General features: G+C 73.7%; 15 protein-coding genes. 10 read left to right on the top strand and 5 right to left on the bottom strand.

All coding sequences use genetic code 11. The features are described 5' to 3' along the window. Window positions 1-73: 73 nt before the first annotated feature. Window positions 74-1,891, bottom strand: a complete 1,818-nt coding sequence (locus EKG83_RS12425; protein WP_033427242.1) for a DNA/RNA non-specific endonuclease — start codon at window positions 1,889-1,891, stop codon at window positions 74-76. Between the two features lie 213 nt (window positions 1,892-2,104). Here EKG83_RS12425 and EKG83_RS12420 point away from each other — a divergent pair, with 213 nt between their 5' ends. Beyond that, complete coding sequence (locus EKG83_RS12420) at window positions 2,105-3,277, top strand: S8 family peptidase (protein WP_033427241.1); 1,173 nt, start codon at window positions 2,105-2,107, stop codon at window positions 3,275-3,277. Between the two features lie 45 nt (window positions 3,278-3,322). Here the strand turns inward: EKG83_RS12420 and EKG83_RS12415 are convergent, their stop codons facing one another. Both EKG83_RS12415 and EKG83_RS12410 read right to left on the bottom strand, forming a co-directional pair. Further along, window positions 3,323-3,955: a response regulator gene (locus tag EKG83_RS12415; RefSeq protein WP_033427240.1), complete on the bottom strand. Its 633-nt coding sequence runs from the start codon at window positions 3,953-3,955 to the stop codon at window positions 3,323-3,325. Continuing rightward, on the bottom strand, window positions 3,952-4,938 hold the full coding sequence (locus EKG83_RS12410) for a sensor histidine kinase (protein WP_033427239.1): 987 nt from the start codon (window positions 4,936-4,938) through the stop codon (window positions 3,952-3,954). The genes EKG83_RS12415 and EKG83_RS12410 overlap by 4 nt, the downstream gene beginning before the upstream one ends. Window positions 4,939-5,041: 103 nt before the next feature. On the opposite strand from EKG83_RS12410, the gene EKG83_RS12405 reads away from it, so the two are divergent. Next, window positions 5,042-5,608 carry a dienelactone hydrolase family protein gene (locus tag EKG83_RS12405; RefSeq protein WP_033427363.1) on the top strand — a complete coding sequence of 189 codons (567 nt, stop codon included), beginning with the start codon at window positions 5,042-5,044 and terminating at the stop codon, window positions 5,606-5,608. 81 nt (window positions 5,609-5,689) lie between these two features. Beyond that, entirely contained in the window at window positions 5,690-6,265 is a 576-nt protein-coding gene (locus tag EKG83_RS12400; protein ID WP_033427238.1) for a hypothetical protein, read from the top strand. Here the strand turns inward: EKG83_RS12400 and EKG83_RS12395 are convergent. After that, window positions 6,217-8,940, bottom strand: coding sequence for an AbfB domain-containing protein (locus tag EKG83_RS12395; protein WP_033427362.1), 2,724 nt, complete (start codon window positions 8,938-8,940; stop codon window positions 6,217-6,219). The two genes, EKG83_RS12400 and EKG83_RS12395, sit on opposite strands and share 49 nt — an antisense overlap. 139 nt (window positions 8,941-9,079) lie before the next feature. Here EKG83_RS12395 and EKG83_RS12390 point away from each other — a divergent pair, with 139 nt between their 5' ends. The 5 genes from EKG83_RS12390 to EKG83_RS12370 all read left to right on the top strand — a co-directional run bounded on the left by EKG83_RS12390 (window position 9,080) and on the right by EKG83_RS12370 (window position 15,044). Then, window positions 9,080-10,078 carry a LacI family DNA-binding transcriptional regulator gene (locus EKG83_RS12390; protein WP_033427237.1) on the top strand — a complete coding sequence of 333 codons (999 nt, stop codon included), beginning with the start codon at window positions 9,080-9,082 and terminating at the stop codon, window positions 10,076-10,078. Further along, window positions 10,068-11,162, top strand: coding sequence for a galactokinase (galK, locus tag EKG83_RS12385; protein ID WP_051764215.1), 1,095 nt, complete (start codon window positions 10,068-10,070; stop codon window positions 11,160-11,162). The genes EKG83_RS12390 and galK overlap by 11 nt, the downstream gene beginning before the upstream one ends. A 113-nt stretch (window positions 11,163-11,275) precedes the next feature. After that, window positions 11,276-12,211, top strand: coding sequence for a hypothetical protein (locus EKG83_RS12380; protein ID WP_033427236.1), 936 nt, complete (start codon window positions 11,276-11,278; stop codon window positions 12,209-12,211). 125 nt (window positions 12,212-12,336) lie between these two features. Then, window positions 12,337-13,845 (top strand): alkaline phosphatase D family protein, encoded by a 1,509-nt coding sequence (locus tag EKG83_RS12375; protein ID WP_033427235.1) that lies wholly within the window; start codon window positions 12,337-12,339, stop codon window positions 13,843-13,845. Further along, window positions 13,842-15,044, top strand: a complete 1,203-nt coding sequence (locus tag EKG83_RS12370; RefSeq protein ID WP_051764213.1) for a hypothetical protein — start codon at window positions 13,842-13,844, stop codon at window positions 15,042-15,044. The genes EKG83_RS12375 and EKG83_RS12370 overlap by 4 nt, the downstream gene beginning before the upstream one ends. Before the next feature lie 108 nt (window positions 15,045-15,152). Here EKG83_RS12370 and EKG83_RS12365 read toward each other — a convergent pair whose 3' ends face one another. Then, the gene (locus EKG83_RS12365; protein WP_211268969.1) at window positions 15,153-15,473 is read right to left on the bottom strand and encodes an MmcQ/YjbR family DNA-binding protein; all 321 of its coding nucleotides are present in this window, start codon (window positions 15,471-15,473) and stop codon (window positions 15,153-15,155) included. A gap of 417 nt (window positions 15,474-15,890) precedes the next feature. Between EKG83_RS12365 and EKG83_RS12360 the strand changes: the two genes are divergently transcribed. Next, window positions 15,891-16,982, top strand: a complete 1,092-nt coding sequence (locus EKG83_RS12360) for an epoxide hydrolase family protein (protein ID WP_033427234.1) — start codon at window positions 15,891-15,893, stop codon at window positions 16,980-16,982. A 103-nt stretch (window positions 16,983-17,085) separates the two neighbouring features. Then, window positions 17,086-18,078 carry an arabinan endo-1,5-alpha-L-arabinosidase gene (locus tag EKG83_RS12355; RefSeq protein WP_084715839.1) on the top strand — a complete coding sequence of 331 codons (993 nt, stop codon included), beginning with the start codon at window positions 17,086-17,088 and terminating at the stop codon, window positions 18,076-18,078. Window positions 18,079-18,097 lie beyond the last annotated feature (19 nt).

Below are 18,097 nucleotides of genomic sequence, written 5' to 3'. Positions count from 1 at the left end.
GTCGGGCGGGTCGGGCGCTCGGGCGGGTCTGACCGGCCGGTCGCCGGGCGGTGCGCGCCGCCCGGCGACCCGGTCACCACCCGATGTCGCTCAACGCCCCCAGCGGCGCGCGTTCGTCCACAGCGGACGGCAGCACGAGCGTGTCCGCCGCCCGCACCTCCTCCGGGAAGGCGAACCCGCAGCGCTCCTCCACCTCGCCCACCTTCACCTGGAACACCCGGAACTCGTCCAGCTCCAACGACTCCAGCGCGTTCAGGTTCTGGCTCAGCAGGAACGCCCGCGCGGTCAGCACCCCACCCGACACGAACACGACCACCTTCCAGTACTCGCGCGGCAGGGCCACGCCGCGGAAGACCCGGTCGTCCTCGCGGAACACCGGCCCGCCGTAGACGCTGACGCGCAGGCGGTCCACCTGCGCGTCGGCCATCACCGCGTCCTCCAGGCGCCCCCACAGCCCCCGCCGCGCGCTCTGGTTGAAGTCGTCCATCTGCGGCGTGATGTTGGTGAAGTAGAACGAGTCGACGTTGGCCTGCTCCGCGTCCGGCCCCCACAGCAGGTCGGCGCGGCGCGCCAGGTGGCCCCGGTCGAGCCGGTTGTCCCGGTACAGCTCGTCACCGACCTGGTGCTCGGCGGGCACGCGCGGGTCGAGCACGAACGGGATGCCGGTGCGGTTGATCTTCTTCAGGCCGCCGCCGTCGATGTTCCAGGCCACCCAGAACGCGAAGCGCCGCGTCCTCGACTGCGCGAGCGAGAAGTGGGTGTAGTCGATCACGGGCGAGCCGTCGAGCACGACGGCGTCCGCGCGGGTCGCGTCGCCGAGCACGGGCAGGCCCGCGGGCGTGCCGAGGAAGTCCGGGTCGAAGCCGCGCTCGGCGACCGCGGGCTTCCGCGGCGGCTTGACCGCGATGCCCAGCTTCTCGAACACCGAGCCGGGCAGGCACGCGAGCGCGTGCTCGTCCGGGCTGCTCGCCGCCTCGCCGGCGAAGTGCAGGCCGGCCAGGGTCCGGCCCGGCCTGCCGTTGGCGGACTTGAACAGCCACGCCGCGCCGGAGTCGCCGCCCGTGCTGATCTCGCCGTCGGGCGCGGGCTTGGCGCGGTCGGGGCCGATCTCGAAGCACCCGATCTCCCGGTGGCCGATCCCCGCCCCGTAGTCGATCTTGGCCAGCACGTCGACGCGCCGGACCACGCCGTGCGTCACGCCGGTGGTCCGGCCGCTCTTGACCACCTTGTCGCCCAGGTCCGGCTCGCCGATCTTCTCCACGCCCACGCCCAGCCCGTGCACCTCCGCGGCGAAGGCGCGGTCCTCGATGGTGGCGATCGCGCAGTCGCCCGCCGCGCCCAGGTGCGACCGGACGAGCCGGCCGAGGCGGTTGCGGTCGGTGCGGTTGTCGTCGTGCACGCCGGGCTGCACCACGTCCTCGCCGAGCGCGCCGTGCGGCCCGTGCAGGACGTGCCAGTTGCTCAGCACGTACGGCGTGCCGTCCTCGCGGTCGTAGACGATGCAGCCGACCGTGCCCGCGGACACCCGCACGTGCCCCACGCTCACACCGGGCACCACCGGGTCCACGCGCGTCTTGCGCGGGTCGACCTCCGCTTCGGCCAGCACCCGGAACTCGGCCCGGTAGTCGCGCTGGAGCACGTCGGTGGGCACGGGCACGCCGTCCACCTCGATCACGTCCGGCAGCAGCGCGGTGCCCAGGGCGCCCAGGTCCTCCGGCTCGGCCTTCTGCCGGACCGTGAACTGGATGGCCACCTCGGCGGTCGTCCGACCGCCGGACACCTTGTACCCGATCCCGATGGATGACACGTTCGGGTCACGCAGGTAGCCGGCGCCCTTCGTGCGCACGAACTGCCGGAGCGACTTGGGTGTCTCGTTCTTCTTCCTGGCCATGAGCGCGGTCCCCCTGGTGTGCGCGTATCGCTGGCCTTGCTGTCGACCTCCTCCGAACGAGTGTTAGCGGCCACCGAATGTGTTCACCCATTCAGCCTAAAGTGGGCGTCCAACTGCCACAGTGGGGTGATCTTCCCCTGTTGCGTGACGCCGAGACGTGCTGTGGTGCAGAGGCGAGTTCCCCTGACGACCCCCTGCCTTGTTGGAGGAGCCATGAGATTCCCGACCCTGGTCGCGGCGACCGCGCTCTTAGCCGGGCTCGCCGCACCACCCGCCCAGGCGGCCGCGCCCGTGCTCTACAGCGGGCACCCCGACGCCGTGGCGGACAGCTACATCGTGGTGCTCAAGCGGCACGCCGACCTGGCGTCCGCGCGCACCGCCGTGCCGGGCATCACCCGCACCTACGGCTCGGCCCTGCCGGGCTTCGCCGTCCACGCCGACGCCGCCACCGCCCGCCGCCTGGCCGCCGACCCGCGCGTGGCCTACGTGGCGCAGGACCTCAAGGTGGGCCTGGAGGCCGCCGCGCTCGACGTGCAGCCCAACCCGCCGTCCTGGGGGCTGGACCGGATCGACCAGCGCACCCTGCCGCTGGACGCCAAGTACCACCACCCCAACACCGCGCCGGGCGTGCGGGCGTACGTGGTCGGCACCGGCATCCGCTACACCCACCAGGAGTTCGACGGCGCGGCCGTGCCCGGCCTGGACAACGTCGGCGGCGTCACCCCGCCCGGCAACGACTGCAACGGGCACGGCACGCACATGGCGGGCATCATCGGCGGCCGGACCACCGGCGTGGCCAAGGACGTGGCGCTGGTGTCCGTGCGGGTGCTCAACTGCCAGGGCTCCGGCACCTACGCCCAGGTCATCCAGGGCATCGACTGGATCACCCGGGACGCGGCGGCGAGCGGGCGGCCGGCGGTGGCCCTGATGACCCTGGGCGGGCCGCGGCACCAGGCGTTCAACGACGCCATCACCGCGTCGATCAACGCGAACGTGCACTACTCGGTGGTGTCGGGCAGCTCCAACGCCGACGCGTGCAACTACTCCCCCGGCAGCACGCCGCTCGCCACCACCGTGGGCGCCACGGACGCCAACGACAACAAGGCGGGCTTCTCCAACTACGGCGGCTGCATCGACGTGTGGGCGCCGGGCGTGAACATCACGTCGGCGTGGGGCACGTCGGACACGGCGTACTCGACCATCAGCGGCTCGGCGGCCTCCGCGCACGCGGCGGGCGTGGCGGCGCTGTGGCGGCAGCGCTTCCCCGGTGACTCGGCGGTGCAGGTGGCGGCGGCGCTGACCGCCAACGCCACGCCCGGCGTGGTGGTCAACCCCGGTGCCGGCTCGCCGAACCTGCTGCTCTACATGGGCATGATCCCGGCGTAGCCCGACCGGCCCGCGACCACGGCTTCAACGTTCAACGTTCAGCGCTCAGCCGATGCCGTGGTCGCGGGCGTACACGGCGGCCTGCGTGCGGTCGCGCAGGCCGAGCCGGGTGAGGATGCGGGACACGTGGTTCTTCACCGTGCCCTCGCTCAGGTGCAGCCGGCGGGCGATCTCCCGGTTGGTGGCCCCGGTGGCGACCAGGCGCAGCACGTCCACCTCGCGCCCGGTCAGGTCGTGCTCCTCCCGGGGCCTGCCGGGCACCAGCGCGTCCGCCAGCCGCGCCGCCGCGGCCGGGTCGAACTGGACCACGCCCGAGTGCGCCAGCCGGACCGCCGCCGCCAGCTCGGCGGCCGGCCGGTCCTTGAGCAGGTAGCCGCTCGCGCCGGCCTTGAGGGCGCGCACCACGTACTCCTCGTCGTCGAACGTCGTCAGCACCACGACCCGGGCGCGGCAGCCGCGGGCGCGCAGCGCGTTCAGCGCGTCGATCCCGTCGAGGTCCGGCATGCGCACATCCATCAGCACCACGTCCGGGTCCGCGGCGGTGGTCACCTCGACCGCCTCCCGCCCGTCCCCGGCCGTGCCGACCACGGCGATGCCCGGCTGGAGGTCCAGCAGCGCGGCGACGCTCTCGCGGACCAGCCGCTGGTCGTCGACCACGACCACGCGCACGTCGCTCACCGGGGCACCACCACGGTGAGCCTGGTGCCGCCGCTGCCGTCGACGTCGACCGACCCGCCCACCTCGGCGACGCGCTCCCGCAGCCCGCGCAACCCGAACCCCTCGCGCCGCCCGAACCCGGGCCCGTCGTCGACCACGGTCAGCTCGGCCCTGCTGGCTCCACAGTGGACCGTCACCTCGACCCGCGCGCCCCCGCCGTGCCGCAACGCGTTGGTCACCCCCTCCTGCGCCGCCCGGTACAGGGCCAGCAGCGTCGGCGCGGCGTACCGGCTCTCGTCACCGGAGCACTCCACGGTCACGTCCAGTCCCCCGACGAGCTGCCGCAGCGCGTCCCCCAACCGGAACGGCCCGCTGAGCGCCCGCACCGACGCCCGCACGTCCCCCAGCGCCCGCCGCGCCGACTCGCGCGCGTCCTCCACCGCCCGGTCCGCCACCGCCGCGTCGTGCCCGCGGAACGCCACCGCCTTCTCCAGCAGCACCGCGACCGCCGTCAGGTGGTGCCCGACCCCGTCGTGCACGTCGCGCGCCACCCGGTTCCGCTCGGCCGCCGCCGACAGCTCCGCCATGGCCAGCGACAGGACCACCCCGATGCCGAACATCAGCAGGTCGGACACGTGCTCGACCGACCGGGTCCAGCCGGGCGCGGTCACCTGGAAGGCGACGACCATGAACGCGGCGCACCCCACGCCCACCCCGACCGCCACCGCGCGCCCGAACGCGAAGTACGCGCCGAACGGCAGCAGCAGGAACAGCACCCGCGCCATCCCCGACCCGTCGGAGAACGCGACCAGCACCACCAGCCCCGCCTGGAGCGCCAACCCGAGCCACGGCACCCACCGCACCCGGTCGACCAGCACCAGCCCGACGAGCCCCGCGGCGAACGGCACCCAGCGGGTCTCGCCGAGCCCGGCCAGCCCCGCGTAGGCACCGGCCACCAACACCACCCCGCACAGCAGGGGCGACAACCACGGCACGCGACGCACAGGCGCAGGTTACGCGGCGGGCGGCCGGCCGGGGCCGGCGTTCACCTCGGCCGCATCCGCCCGACGCCGCGGGGTGTCGCACCCCGCCGGCACACTGCCCGCCATGACCGACATCATCCTGTTCCACCACGTCCAGGGCCTCACCCCGGGCGTCCGGGCCTTCGCCGACCGCCTGCGCGCCGCCGGCCACTGGGTCGCCACCCCGGACCTGTTCGACGGCAAGACGTTCGCCACCCTCGAAGAGGGCGTGGCGCACGTCGAGGGGATCGGTTTCGACGCGGTGGTCCAACGCGGTGTCGACGCGGCGTCCGAGCTGCCCGAGCGGGTCGTCTACGCGGGTTTCTCGCTGGGCGCCATGCCCGCGCAGCGGCTCGCCCAGACCCGCCCCGGCGCCCTGGCCGTGCTGCTCTACCACGGTGCCGTGCCCGCCGACACCTACGGCGACTCCTGGCCGCCCGACGTGGCGATCCAGGCGCACGTCAACGACGAGGACGACTGGGGCGACCTGGACGTGATGCGGTCGCTGGTGGAGCAGGCGCCGGACGCGGAGCTGTTCACCTACCGCGGGTCGACGCACCTGTTCACCGACAGCGGCCTGGACGTCTACGACGCCGCGGCCACCGGGCTGGTCGTGGAGCGGTCGCTGGCCCTGCTGGCGCGCCGGGCCTGACCGGCACGTGCCGATCGGCACCCCCCGGACCGGTCGGTCGGCACTCCCGGCACCCCCGGGGCCGGCAATAGCGTCCGCCGCATGAACTTCCTGCTGCGCTTCGGCGCCGTGTGCGGCGCCCTGTCCGGACTGCTGATCGCGATCCCCGGCGCGGTGGAGGCGGTCACCGGGGAGACGGCCGTGACGAGCCTCGTCATCGGCGTCTCCCCGGCGCTCGCCGCGCCCCTGCTGACCGCCCTGCACCTGACCCAGCCGCGCACGCGGCTGGGCGACGTCGCCTACGCGGTCAACACCGTCGGGCTCGGCCTGTTCGGCGCGGCGGCGTACGCGCTGAACATCGTGGTCTTCCACCTGGGCGCCCCGGTGCTCGCCGCACCGACCCGGGTGGTCCTGCTCGTCAGCGCCCTGGTCTTCGCGGTCGGCTGCGTGCTGTTCGGCGTCGCCATGCTGCGGGCGAAGGCCCACCCGCCCGTGCCGGCCTGGGCCTACGCGGTGGCGCTGCCGGTGTTCACGCTCGCCGCCCGCCTGCCGGACACCGTGCTGACCAGCGGGCTGCACGTCGTGGTCGGCGGTTCCCTGGTGTGGCTGGCGCTGTCGCTGAGGACCCGCTACGGCGCCCAGGCCGCGACCACGGCCCACGTCACGTCCGCGTCGTAGGACGACGGGTTGTCGTAGGTGTGCGCACCGCCGTTCACCGCGACCCAGACCTCCTCCGCGTAGTGCCGGACGCTCGCGCCCAGCTCGTTGATCGACTGCAGCCGCACGCCGCCGGCACCGGGCTGGGCGCAGAACGTGGCGTCCCGCCGGAACAGCTCGGAGCCGTCCGGTGCGCCCAGCCGGACCCGGAAGTCCGCGTGCCGCAGGTACAGGCCGGGCAGGTTGCGCGACTCCAGCGAGTAGCACGACGGGTCGGCCAGGCCGCGCCGGACCACGAACGTGGCGTCGCCCTTGAGCAGGGCGGCGCTGCCGGCGCCCACCACGTCGGTGCGCGCCAGGCCGTCGCGGTGCCGCAGGTAGCGGTCGGTGTAGCCGGGCGTGGTCACCCGGAACGACCGCGCCTGGTCCAGCGGCAGGTCGGCCCCGCTGCGCCACAGCGGCACCGAGGCCGCCCACGTGGTGTCGGCCGCGAAGCTCGTGGCCGTGTCCCACGGGTTCGGCCCGCCCGACCGGGCCAGGTACACCGCCTCCGCGTAGTGCCGGACGAAGTGGCCCGGGTGGTTGCGCGACTCCAGGACCGTGCCGCCGGCGCCCGCGCGCGGGCAGAACGTGGCGTCCGCCGCGAAGCCCGCCGAACCGTCGTTCGCGTCGGACCTGATCCGGTACGCCGAGTGCCGCAGGAACCGGCCGGGGAAGTTCCGCGACTCGAACGAGGCGCACGCCGGGTCGGCCAGGCCGGGCCGCACGTGGAAGGTGGCGTCCAGGCGGCCCGTGTCGTCGCCGATGACGTCGGTGCGGGCCAGGCCGTCGCGGTGGCGCAGGTAGCGGTCGGTGTAGCCCTCGGTCGTCACGCGCAGCGAGACCGCCTCGCCGCGCCCGACCTCCGTGCCGGCGGCCTGCGCCAGCACCCGGAGGTTGACCTCGCGGACCCGCGCCTCGGTCACCTTCAGCACCTGCCGGTCGTAGGTGTAGAAGCCGTTGACCTCGTTCTCCACGTCGTAGGGCTCGGTGTAGACCGACGCGGACAGGCCGCGGGTGTGCACGAGGCGGCCGACCTCTCGGGTGATCTCCACGTACCGGTTGGTCAGCGACGCCTCGTCCGGGTACAGCGCGCCGTAGGCGAACCCGGCGCCGGGCTGCCACTCGTGGCCGACGACCCGCCGGCCCAGGCCGCCGAACTCGCCGAGCACCGCGACCCGGTCGCGGTCGGGCTGCCGGGTGGTGGAGGAGATCTGGTAGGCGTGGTCGTCGATGACGTCGCCGTTGCCCGGGTCCGGGTCGGAGACGCAGCAGTTCGAGCCGGAGTTGTGGTTGACCAGCCGGGTGTCGTCGATCGAGCGCACCAGGTCGACGATGCGGCCCGCGTCGTACTCGCCCCAGCCCTCGTTGAACGGCACCCACTGCACGATCGAGGTGACGCCCTTGAGCTGGTCGACCACGCGCCGCAGCTCCGACTCGTAGTTGGCGCGCCCGCCGGGCACCTCGTCGACCGCGTCCAGCGACGGCATGTCCTGCCACACCATCAGGCCGAGCCGGTCGGCGTGGTAGTACCAGCGGGCGGGCTCGACCTTGATGTGCTTGCGCACCATGTTGAACCCGAGCGCCTTCTGCCGCTCCAGGTCGGACCGCAGCGCGGCGTCGGTGGGCGCGGTGTAGACGCCGTCGGGCCAGTAGCCCTGGTCCAGGGTGCCGAGCTGGAAGACGAACTCGCCGTTGAGCAGGGGCCGCACGACCCCGCCGACCACCGCCTTGCCCAGCGAGCGCATGCCGAAGTAGCCGGTGACGACGTCGCTGCCCAGGGTGACCCGCAGGTCGTAGAGGAACGGGTCGTCCGGCGACCACAGCCGGGCGTCGGGCACGGGCACCCGCAGGTGCGCGCCCGTCGTGCCGTCGGCCGCGCCGACGACCCGACCGCCGGCCAGCACCTCGGCGCGCACCTGCCGGCCGGCCGTGCCCCGCACGACCAGGTCCAGGACGCCCGCGGCCACGTCGGGAACGGTGTCCAGGCGGGTGACGTGCTCCGCCGCGACCGGCTCCAGCCAGACGGTCTGCCAGATGCCCGAGGCGGCGGTGTAGAAGATGCCGCTCGGCGAGCGGCGCTGCTTGCCCACCGGGTAGGCGCTGCCGTCGACGGTCGAGCGCACGCCGACGACGAGTTCGTTGGCGCCGGCCCGCAGGGCGTCGGTGACGTCGAACGAGAACGAGTCGAACCCGCCGGTGTGCGTGCCGACGGCCACGCCGTTGACCCACACCCGCGTCTCCCAGGTGACCGCGCCGAAGTTCAGCTTCACCCGGCGACCGGCCCAGCCGGCGGGGGTGGTGAACGAGCGGCGGTAGAACATGTGGTCCTCGTGCCGCTTGATGCCCGAGAGCGCGGACTCGACCGGGTAGGGCACCAGGACGCCCTCGGCGAGGGTCCGGCCGAACGGGGGCGACCCCAGGTCCGGCGCGCCGGCGAACTCCCAGACGCCGTTGAGGTTGAGCCAGTCGGGGCGGACCAGCTGCGGGCGCGGGTACTCCGGCAGGGCGTTGGCGGGCGACACCTGACCGGTCCAGGGCGTGGTCAGCGGCGCGGGCTTGGGCTGCCACACCGCGGCGTGCGCGGTCGGGGGCAGCACGGTCACGAGGGTGCTCAGGAGGAGGAGTCCGGTCAAGCCGGACAGCAGCTTGCGCATGGCTTGCTCCACGGTCGGCCGAAAGGTGGTGACGTGGGTCACTCCCGTTCTTACATCGTTGATACAACGTTGTAAAGGATTTCCGGCGCCGGCTACCATTACCGGTCGTTCCCGAGGACCGATCTTGCGGAGGCGTCGGTTGGCCACCCTCAAGGACGTCGCCGCGCTGGCGGGCGTGTCGGTGAAGACGGTGTCGAACGTGGTCAACGGCTACGAGTTCGTGAAACCGGAGAACCGCCGCCGGGTCGAGCGGGCGCTGGCCGCCACCGGTTACCGGCCGAACCTGGGCGCCCGCAATCTGCGCCGGGGCCGCACCGGCTTCCTGGCCCTCGTGCTGCCCGAGCTGGTGGTGCCCTACTTCGCCGAGCTGGCGGGTCTGGTGCTGCGGGCCGCGCGGGCGCACGAGTGGACCGTGCTGATCGAGCAGACCCTGGGCACCCGGGAGGGCGAGCGGGACACGCTCGCCGCCCTCGGCCCGCACATGATCGACGCCGCGATCGTCAGCCCCGAGGCGCTCCAGGCCCGCGACTTCGGCGAGCTGGCGCCCGGCATCCCGGTGGTGCTGCTCGGCGAGCACGACGTGGACGTGCCGTTCGACCACGTCGGCATCGACAACGTGGCCGCGGCGCGCGAGGCCGTGGCGCACCTGGCGTCCCTCGGCCGGACCCGGATCGCCGCCATCGGCGCGCACCCCCACCGCGGCACCGCCGCCCTGCGCCTGGAGGGCTACCGGCTCGCCCTGGCCGAGGCTGGCCTGCCCGTGCGCGAGGAGCTGGTCGCGACCGCGCTGAACTACCACCGCCGGGACGGCGCGGAGGCCATGGCCCGGCTGCTGGACTCCCCCGAGCCGCCGGACGCGGTGTTCTGCTTCAACGACCTGCTGGCCGTCGGCGCGGTGCGCGCCGCCGCCGAGCGGGGTGTGCGCGTGCCCGCCGATCTTGCTGTCGTAGGCTTCGACAACACCGAGGAGGGCACCTACAGCCTCCCCTCGCTGACCACGGTCGCACCGGACAAGGCGGCCATCGCGCGCGCCGCGGTGGACCTGCTGCGCCGGCGCGTCGAGGACCCAGAGCGGCCGACGGAGCACGTCCGGACGCCGTTCACGCTGCGGTTGAGGGAGAGCACGGGTGGCGCGTGACGGGGTGTTCGAGGCTCTGGGCCGGATCAACCTGATCGGCGAGCACACCGACTACAACGACGGCTTCGTGCTGCCCGTCGCGCTGCCGCACTCGGTGCGGGTGACCGCCTCCCGCCGCGACGACGGCGTGCTGCGGGTGGCGTCGAAGCAGGCCGCGGGCGTGACCGAGGTGCGGGTGACCGACCTGGCGCCCGGCGCGGTGACCGGCTGGGCCGCGTACGCGGCGGGCGTGGTGTGGGCGCTGCGCGCGGCCGGGCACCCCGTCGGCGGCTTCGACCTGCTGGTCGACGGCAACGTGCCGCGGGGCGCGGGCCTGTCCTCGTCGGCGGCGCTGGAGAGCGCGGTGGCCCTCGCGGTGACCGAGCTGTCCGGGGTCGCGCTGGACCGCCGGGAGCTGGCCCGGGTCGCGCGGCGCGCCGAGAACGACTTCGTCGGCGTGCCGTGCGGGGTCATGGACCAGTCCGCGTCCCTGCTGGCCTGGGAGCGGCACGCGCTGCTGCTGGACACCCGGACGCTCGCGGTCGAGCACATCCCGTTCGACCCGGCCGCCGCCGGGCTCGCGCTGCTGGTCGTGGACACCAGGGCGCCGCACCGGCTGGTGGACGGCGAGTACGCGGCCCGCCGCCGCGACTGCCACCGGGCCGCCGAGCTGCTGGGCGTGGCCGCGCTGCGCGACCTGGTGGGCGAGCACTGGGACCTGCCGGAGAAGCTGGAGCGCCGGGTGCGGCACGTGGTCGGCGAGAACGCGCGCGTGCTGGCGGTGGCGGACCTGCTGCGGGCCGGCCGGCTGCGCGAGGTCGGCCCGCTGCTGACGGCCTCGCACGAGTCGCTGCGCGACGACTACGAGGTGACCGTGCCGGAGCTGGACGTGGCGGTCGACGCGCTGCTGCACGAGGGCGCCCTGGGCGCCCGCATGACCGGCGGCGGCTTCGGCGGCTGCGTGATCGCCCTGGTGGAGCAGGACGCCGTCGACGCCGCCGCGGCGGCCGTGCGCTCGGCCTTCGCCGGCAACGGCTTCACCGCACCGGAGTGCTGGACCGCCACGGCGGCGGGCGGCGCGCACCGGGTCGACCCCGCCGGCTGACGTCCCGAACGCCACGAACGGGTGACGGAAGGACGGAATCCACCGCCCCGTGGCCCGGCCCTTGGCATACTCGTCGGACTTCGCGAGAGCGCTCGACCACACGGGGGGCGGACATGCCGGAGAGCGCCGACCCGGTCCCGCAACGGCGTTTCAGCCTCTCCCGGTCCCAGCTGATGTGGGCCACCCTGGGCGTCGTGGTCGCGATCGTGATCGCGGCACTCGCCTTCTCCAACCTCCGCGAGGTCTACAACTCGCAGAAGGACTTCGTGGTCGGCCTGCTGGCCTCGCTCGCGGGCGTGTGCTTCACCAGGGCGTTCAGCCGGACGAACGAGGACGCGGCCCTCGACCTGATCCGCCGGGCGCCCCCCGGACCGGTCGGGGAGGCGCTGGACGACGTGGTGCGGCGACGCCTGGACCGGGACGGGGTGTTCGAGGGGATCGCGCTGCTGGAGCGCAACGTCGAGGCCGCCCAGGACCGTCTCTCCGAGTACTACCACGCCCAGTCCCAGGTGCTGGACTTCTACCGGCACGCCCCGCTGCTGCGGGTGGTCGTCTCCGACCTGGACAAGGTCTTCGCCAACGCCGTGACCCTGCGCCGGGCGTTGAGCGGGACCGGCGGGCCGGAGCGGTACCGCCTCGACCCGGAGGAGCGGCAGAAGCTGATCGGCATCCGCCGCGACCTGCGGGAGTCGGTGGGGCGGAAGAACACGGCGTACGAGGCCCTGGCCCGGACCGACGCCGTCGGCCCCGAGGCGTGGGACGTCTTCGCGGTCATGACCGGTGACGTGCTGAAGGCGGAGATCGCCCTGGAGGGCCTGCTGTGCGACCACGTCCGCTTCCCGCCGGAGGAGACGCTGCGGTCCACTGTGGACTACCTGGACGCCGCGCGCCGGAGGGCCGAGGAGTTCAGGGCCGCCATCGGCGAGGAGAACAGCCCGATGGTCTTCGACATCATGCTCGCCGACCTGTCCAGCGCGATCGACGCGCTGCGCCGGGTCGACCTGCCCGACGCCGACTCCCCGCGCCGGGGCCGCTCCCGGTCGCGCTGACCCGCACCGCTACGGCTTCCCGTCTTGTCCCTCCCGTCGCGCCCCCGACATCCACCGCGCGTACACGCGGTGATCACCTCCACCCGGTAGGCAGGTGTCCCCACGGCCCCGCACCGAGGAGAGCGATGTCCCCGCTGACCCGACGAACGCTCATCGCCGGCGGCATAGCCGGCGCCGGCACCGTCCTCGTCCCCACCACCGCCAACGCCCTGGCCTACCCGTTCACCCTGGGCGTCGCCTCCGGCGAGCCCGCCGCGGACGGCTTCGTGATCTGGACGCGCCTGGCGCCCAGCCCGCTCGACGCCGACGGCCTGGGCGGCATGTCCAGCGCCCCGGTGACCGTGGACTGGCAGGTCGCCGACGACAGCCGGTTCACCCGGGTGGTCCGCAGCGGCACCGCCACCGCCGCGCGGGACTGGGCGCACAGCGTGCACGTCGAGGTCACCGGCCTCCAGCCCGGCCGGGAGTACTCCTACCGGTTCCGCGCCGCCGGGCACATCTCGCCGGTGGGCCGCGCCGTCACCGCGCCCGCGGTGGGCACCAGCCCGGCGCTGACCGCGGTGTTCACCTCCTGCTCGCACTACGAGGAGGGCTACTTCACCGCCTACCGGCGCATGGCCGAGGAGCACCCGGACCTGGTGCTGCACCTGGGCGACTACATCTACGAGGGCGCCGCGACCACCACCAGGGTGCGCCGGCACGCGCCGGCCGCGGAGATCGCGTCGCCGGCCGACTACCGGGTGCGGCACGCGCAGTACAAGACCGACGTGGACCTCCAGGCCGCGCACGCCGCCGCGCCGTGGCTGGTGGTGTGGGACGACCACGAGGTGGAGAACAACTACGCCGGCCTGGTGCGGGCCAACACCTCCCCCGCCGGGGACTTCCGGGCGCGCCGCGCGGCCGCGTACAAGGCTTATTACGAGCACATGCCCCTGCGCGCCGCACAGCGGCCGGTCGCCGAGGACATGCAGCTCTACCGGCGGGTCCGCTGGGGCAGCCTGGCCACGTTCCACCTGCTCGACACCCGGCAGTACCGCGACGACCAGGCGTGCGGCGACGGCACGAAGGTGTGCGCGGAGGCCGACGACCCGGCCCGCACGCTGACCGGCGCGGCGCAGGAGGCGTGGCTGCTCGACGGGATGCGGCAGCGCCTGGGCACCTGGGACTTCCTGGGCCAGCAGGTGTTCTTCGCGCAGAAGCTCGCCTCGGCCGACGGCGCGAGGTCGATGGACTCGTGGGACGGCTACACCGCCAACCGCGACCGGCTCCAGCGCGGCTGGGACGCGGCGGGCCTGCGCAACACCGTCGTGCTGACCGGCGACGTGCACCGGTCGTGGGCCGCGGACCTGATGCTGGACTACGACCGGCAGGACCGGGTGGTCGGCACGGAGCTGGTGACCACCTCGGTGACCTCCGGCGGTGACGGCAACGCCGCCGACACCGGCCTGTCGAGCCTCAACCCGCACGTGAAGTTCCACAAGAACCTCCGCGGCTACGTCCGCACCGTCACCACGCCCGCGCAGGTGGGCGTGGACTTCCGCTGCGTGGACCGGGTCACCACCCGCGACTACCCGGTCAAGACCGTGCAGAGCTACGTCGTCGAGGCGGGCAACCCCGGATTGCAGGCGCCGTGAACAAGAAGCTGATCACCATCCCCGTCGCGTGCGGCCTGGTGCTCCTCGCCCCGGGCACCGCCTCGGCGGCGGCCACCTGGACCACCGCGAACAGCACCGCCACCGGCGACCAGGACAACGCTGCGGTGTCGGCCACGCGCAACGGCTGGACCGCCGTGGCCTGGGAGGACGACCGCGACTCCGCGACGCCCACCGACCCGCTGCACAGCGAGGTGTGGGTCCGCCTGTTCCGCGACGGCGCCTCCCGCTACGAGGTCAAGCTGTCCGCGGGCGGCACCGGCGACTGGCGGCACGTGCAACCGGACGTGGCCCTGCACGAGGACGGCACGGCGGTCGTCGCGTGGTCCGAGGACGGCGACGGCAACGGCTACTACAACGTCCAGGTGCGGACCCTGTCGACCACCGGCACCGTGACCGGTTCCGCGCGGGCCAACGCGAGCGCGGACGGCCAGCAGCTCGACCCGGCCGTGGCCGCCGACCCGGACGGCGCCGGTTTCGCGGTGGCGTGGGAGGACCGGCAGGGCACCGCCGCACCGACCGTGCGGGTGGCGGGCTTCGCCTCGGTCACCTCGAAGACCTACGAGGCCCAGGTCCACCCCGCGGGCGGCACCCACCAGCGCCCGGACGTGGCCGTGGGCGCGGCGGGCAACGCGATCGTCGTCTGGGAGGAGGACGGCGACGGCAACGGCTTCTTCAACGTCGGCCGGAAGGTCCTCACCCCCGCCGGCGGGGTGAAGGTGGCCCAGGGCACCGCCAACGCCGCGGGCGACGGCCAGCAGCGGCACCCCGTGGTGGCCGCCAACTTCAACGGCGACTTCGCGGTGGCGTGGGAGACCGACCACACCGGCACCCCCGCCGTGGCCGCGAGGTCGTTCACCGCCGCGGGCGCGCCCCGGACCGCGACCGACACCGTGCTGGCCGGCGCGGACCCGCGGATCGGCGTCGACGACCAGCTCAACGTCGTGGTGACGTGGGCGGAGGCGCAGGACGTGGTGACGCAGGGCCTGAACCCGGACGGCACGGTCGACGGCAGGCTGCCCCGGCAGACCACCGTCAGCACGGCCACCGGCCGCCAGGACGAGCCCGCGCTGGGCGTCGACCCGTGGGGCCGCATCACCGTCGCGTACACCGACGACAACGACGGCAACGGGTTCGACCAGGTCTACCTGGGCACCGGGCTGGTCAACAGCACCTGGTGACCCCGGGTGGCGCGGCGCCCACCCCCGGGGCGCCGCGCCGCCCCCGTTCGAACCGCTCGACGAGGCGCTTCGGCGCCCGGCAGGTCCAGGCTCCGGTGATCAGCCCGGTCAGCTCGTCGACCGGACGTCGAGGAGCCGCACCAGGACCACGGGGCCGCCGTCCGGGTGCGGGGTGGTGAAGCAGCGGGCGGGGTCGTCGGCCGGCAGCGCCTCCTTCGCGCCGGGGTCCGGCACGCGCACCGCGAGGACCGGCCCGTCCGGCGCCCGGTCGCCAAGGGCGGCGAGGTCGGTCCTGTTCGGCGGCCGGTCCCGGGCGAACAGCCTGTCCCTCACCCGCCAGGCGGTCATGCCGTACGCGGGGCGCTCGGTGACCTCCGGCAGCGCGGTGGCGATGCGGCGCACGTCGTCCCGGGTAGCCGTGGTGATCAACCTGGTACCGCGTCCCGGGGCATCCGCACCCGAACCCGTTGCCCGACCGGGGTTGCGCGGCACAACGCCGGACTGTCCCCCCGACGATGACGACACCACGGAAAAGGGTCGCATCGTCGGCCGGACCATTCCCGTCGTACTCGCCTTCCCGGGCGCCGGCGCGCTTTCCCGCCGGCCTCGATCATCCTGCTCGCCCGGATCGGGACCCCGTCCGGAAGGCGGGAGACGACCGGCCAGGACCAGGACGAGCACGAGACCGCGAAAAGGTGGCTCTCCCGGGACCACCCGCGCGCCAACCCGCTCCAGCGCCCCCACCGTCCACCGCGAGCCCATCGGAACCACCAAACCGTTGGCAAGACCAACGTCCATCACTTATCGTTGGTGTCACCAACATTGGTCACACCAACGGAGTAAGCGATGATCGAGCCCTTCGAGCTGGACGTGCCGCAAGCCGACCTCGACGACCTGGCCGACCGCCTGGCCCGCACCCGCTGGCCCGACGAGCTGCCCGGCGCCGGCTTCGACTACGGCTTCCCCCTCGCCCGCGCCCGCGCGCTGGCCGACCACTGGCTGAACCACTACGACTGGCGGCGGCACGAGGCCGAGCTGAACGCGTTCCCCCAGTTCACCACGCACGTCGACGGCCAGCGGGTGCACTTCCTCCACGTCCGCTCACCGCGCCCGGACGCCCTGCCCCTGGTCCTGATCCACGGCTGGCCCGGCTCGGTGGTCGAGTTCCTGGACGTGGTCGGGCCCCTGTCGCGCGACTTCCACGTCGTCGTGCCGTCCATCCCCGGCTTCGGCCTGTCCGGCCCCACCACCGAGCGCGGCTGGGACGTGACGCGCGTGGCGCGGGCGTTCACCGAGCTGATGACCCGCCTCGGCTACCCCCGCTACGGCGCGCAGGGCGGCGACTGGGGTTCGGGCATCGCGCAGGCGATGGGCGCGGTGGCACCGGACCGCGTCGTCGGGGTGCACGTCAACTACCTGCCCACGCCGCCGGTCGAGGGCGTCGAACTGTCCGGAGAGGACCGGCGCAGGCTCGACCGGATCGAGGGGTACCTCCGGCAGCGCCCCGGCTACCAGGTCCTGCAGGGCACCCGCCCGCAGACCGTCGCCTACGCGCTGACCGACTCGCCGGCGGGGCAGCTCGCGTGGATCGCGGAGAAGTTCACCGAGTGGACCGACCCCGCCTCGGCCATCCCGGTGGACCGGGTGCTGACCAACGTGATGCTGTACTGGCTCACCGGCACCGCCGGCTCGTCGGCGCGGCTGACCCGGGAGAGCGGCCTCGCGCCGAAGCCCGCCTGCCCGGCACCGCTGGGCGTCGCGGTGTTCGCGCACGACATCGTGCTGCCGGTCCGGCCGCTGGCCGAGCGGACGCACCGGGTCGAGCACTGGAGCGAGTTCGACCGGGGCGGCCACTTCGCCGCGCTGGAGGTGCCGGACCTGCTGGTGGCCGACATCCGGGCGTTCTTCGCGGGACGGGCACCCCGGGCCACCTGTTAGCGCTCACATTGAATCGTCTCAACCCTTGACGCCGGAACGTCGCGCTCGGGATAGTTGGCCCCACCTGGGAGGGTTCCCAGCGATGCTCGCAAGGAGGCGAAGCATGCAAACACGCAGGTCAAAGGCGATCGCGTGGGCAGCAACAACGTTAACCGCCCTCACCGCGGCAGCCAGCCTGACGATCAGTGGTAGCGCTAACGCAATCCAGGCGATGGCCTACCCGAACCCCGGTCGGGTGACGGGCGACGTGGGCGTGCACGACCCGTCGTTCGCCAAGCGCCCCGAGGGCGGCTACCTGGTGGCGCACACCGGCGACAACATCGCGCTGAAGACCTCGACCGACCGCATCGCCTTCCGGAACGCGGGCCAGGTCTTCCCCAACGGCGCGCCGTGGACGACCACCTACACCAACGGGAGCCGCAACCTGTGGGCCCCGGACCTGTCGTACCAGAACGGCCGCTACCACCTGTACTACTCGGCGTCCAGCTTCGGCTCGAACCGGTCGGCGATCTTCCTGGCCACCAGCACCACCGGCGCGGCGGGCTCCTGGACCGACCAGGGCCTGGTCGTCGAGTCGCGCACCAGCGACAACTTCAACGCCATCGACCCCAACCTGGTGGTCGACGACCAGGGCCGCTGGTGGCTGAGCTTCGGCTCGTTCTGGTCGGGCATCAAGCTCGTCCAGCTCAACCCGTCCACGGGCAAGCGGCTGGACGGCACGATCCGGTCGGTCGCGAGCCGCAACGGCGGGCCCGTCGAGGCGCCCACCATCGTCAAGCACGGCGGCTACTACTACCTGTTCGTGTCGTTCGACTACTGCTGCCGCGGCGCGTCGAGCACCTACCGCGTCATGGTCGGCCGCTCGACCTCCGTCACCGGCCCGTACCTGGACCGCGGCGGCCGCGACCTCAACTCCGGTGGCGGCACCGAGATCCTGGCGACCCACGACGCGGTCATCGGCCCGGGGCACCAGGACGTGTTCACCGACGTGGACGGCGACATCCTGGCCTACCACTACTACACCTCCGGCGGCGCCTCGCTGCTGGGCGTCAACCTGCTGGGTTACGACTCGTCGGGCTGGCCGTACGCGCACTGACCGCGGGCCGGGGCGCCAC

The organism is Saccharothrix syringae (genome assembly GCF_009498035.1).
Lineage (GTDB): Bacteria > Actinomycetota > Actinomycetes > Mycobacteriales > Pseudonocardiaceae > Actinosynnema > Actinosynnema syringae.
This window is presented reverse-complemented; position numbering and strand designations above follow the sequence as displayed.

Excerpts from the sequence above, each read along its gene's own strand:
- EKG83_RS12355 (WP_084715839.1), top strand. The coding sequence starts at position 17,086 with ATGCAAACACGCAGGTCAAAGGCGATCGCGTGGGCAGCAACAACGTTA.
- EKG83_RS12395 (WP_033427362.1), bottom strand. The coding sequence starts at position 8,940 with ATGCGCAAGCTGCTGTCCGGCTTGACCGGACTCCTCCTCCTGAGCACC.
- EKG83_RS12405 (WP_033427363.1), top strand. The coding sequence starts at position 5,042 with ATGACCGACATCATCCTGTTCCACCACGTCCAGGGCCTCACCCCGGGC.
- EKG83_RS12375 (WP_033427235.1), top strand. The coding sequence starts at position 12,337 with ATGTCCCCGCTGACCCGACGAACGCTCATCGCCGGCGGCATAGCCGGC.
- EKG83_RS12380 (WP_033427236.1), top strand. The coding sequence starts at position 11,276 with ATGCCGGAGAGCGCCGACCCGGTCCCGCAACGGCGTTTCAGCCTCTCC.
- EKG83_RS12360 (WP_033427234.1), top strand. The coding sequence starts at position 15,891 with ATGATCGAGCCCTTCGAGCTGGACGTGCCGCAAGCCGACCTCGACGAC.
- EKG83_RS12400 (WP_033427238.1), top strand. The coding sequence starts at position 5,690 with ATGAACTTCCTGCTGCGCTTCGGCGCCGTGTGCGGCGCCCTGTCCGGA.
- EKG83_RS12425 (WP_033427242.1), bottom strand. The coding sequence starts at position 1,891 with ATGGCCAGGAAGAAGAACGAGACACCCAAGTCGCTCCGGCAGTTCGTG.
- EKG83_RS12420 (WP_033427241.1), top strand. The coding sequence starts at position 2,105 with ATGAGATTCCCGACCCTGGTCGCGGCGACCGCGCTCTTAGCCGGGCTC.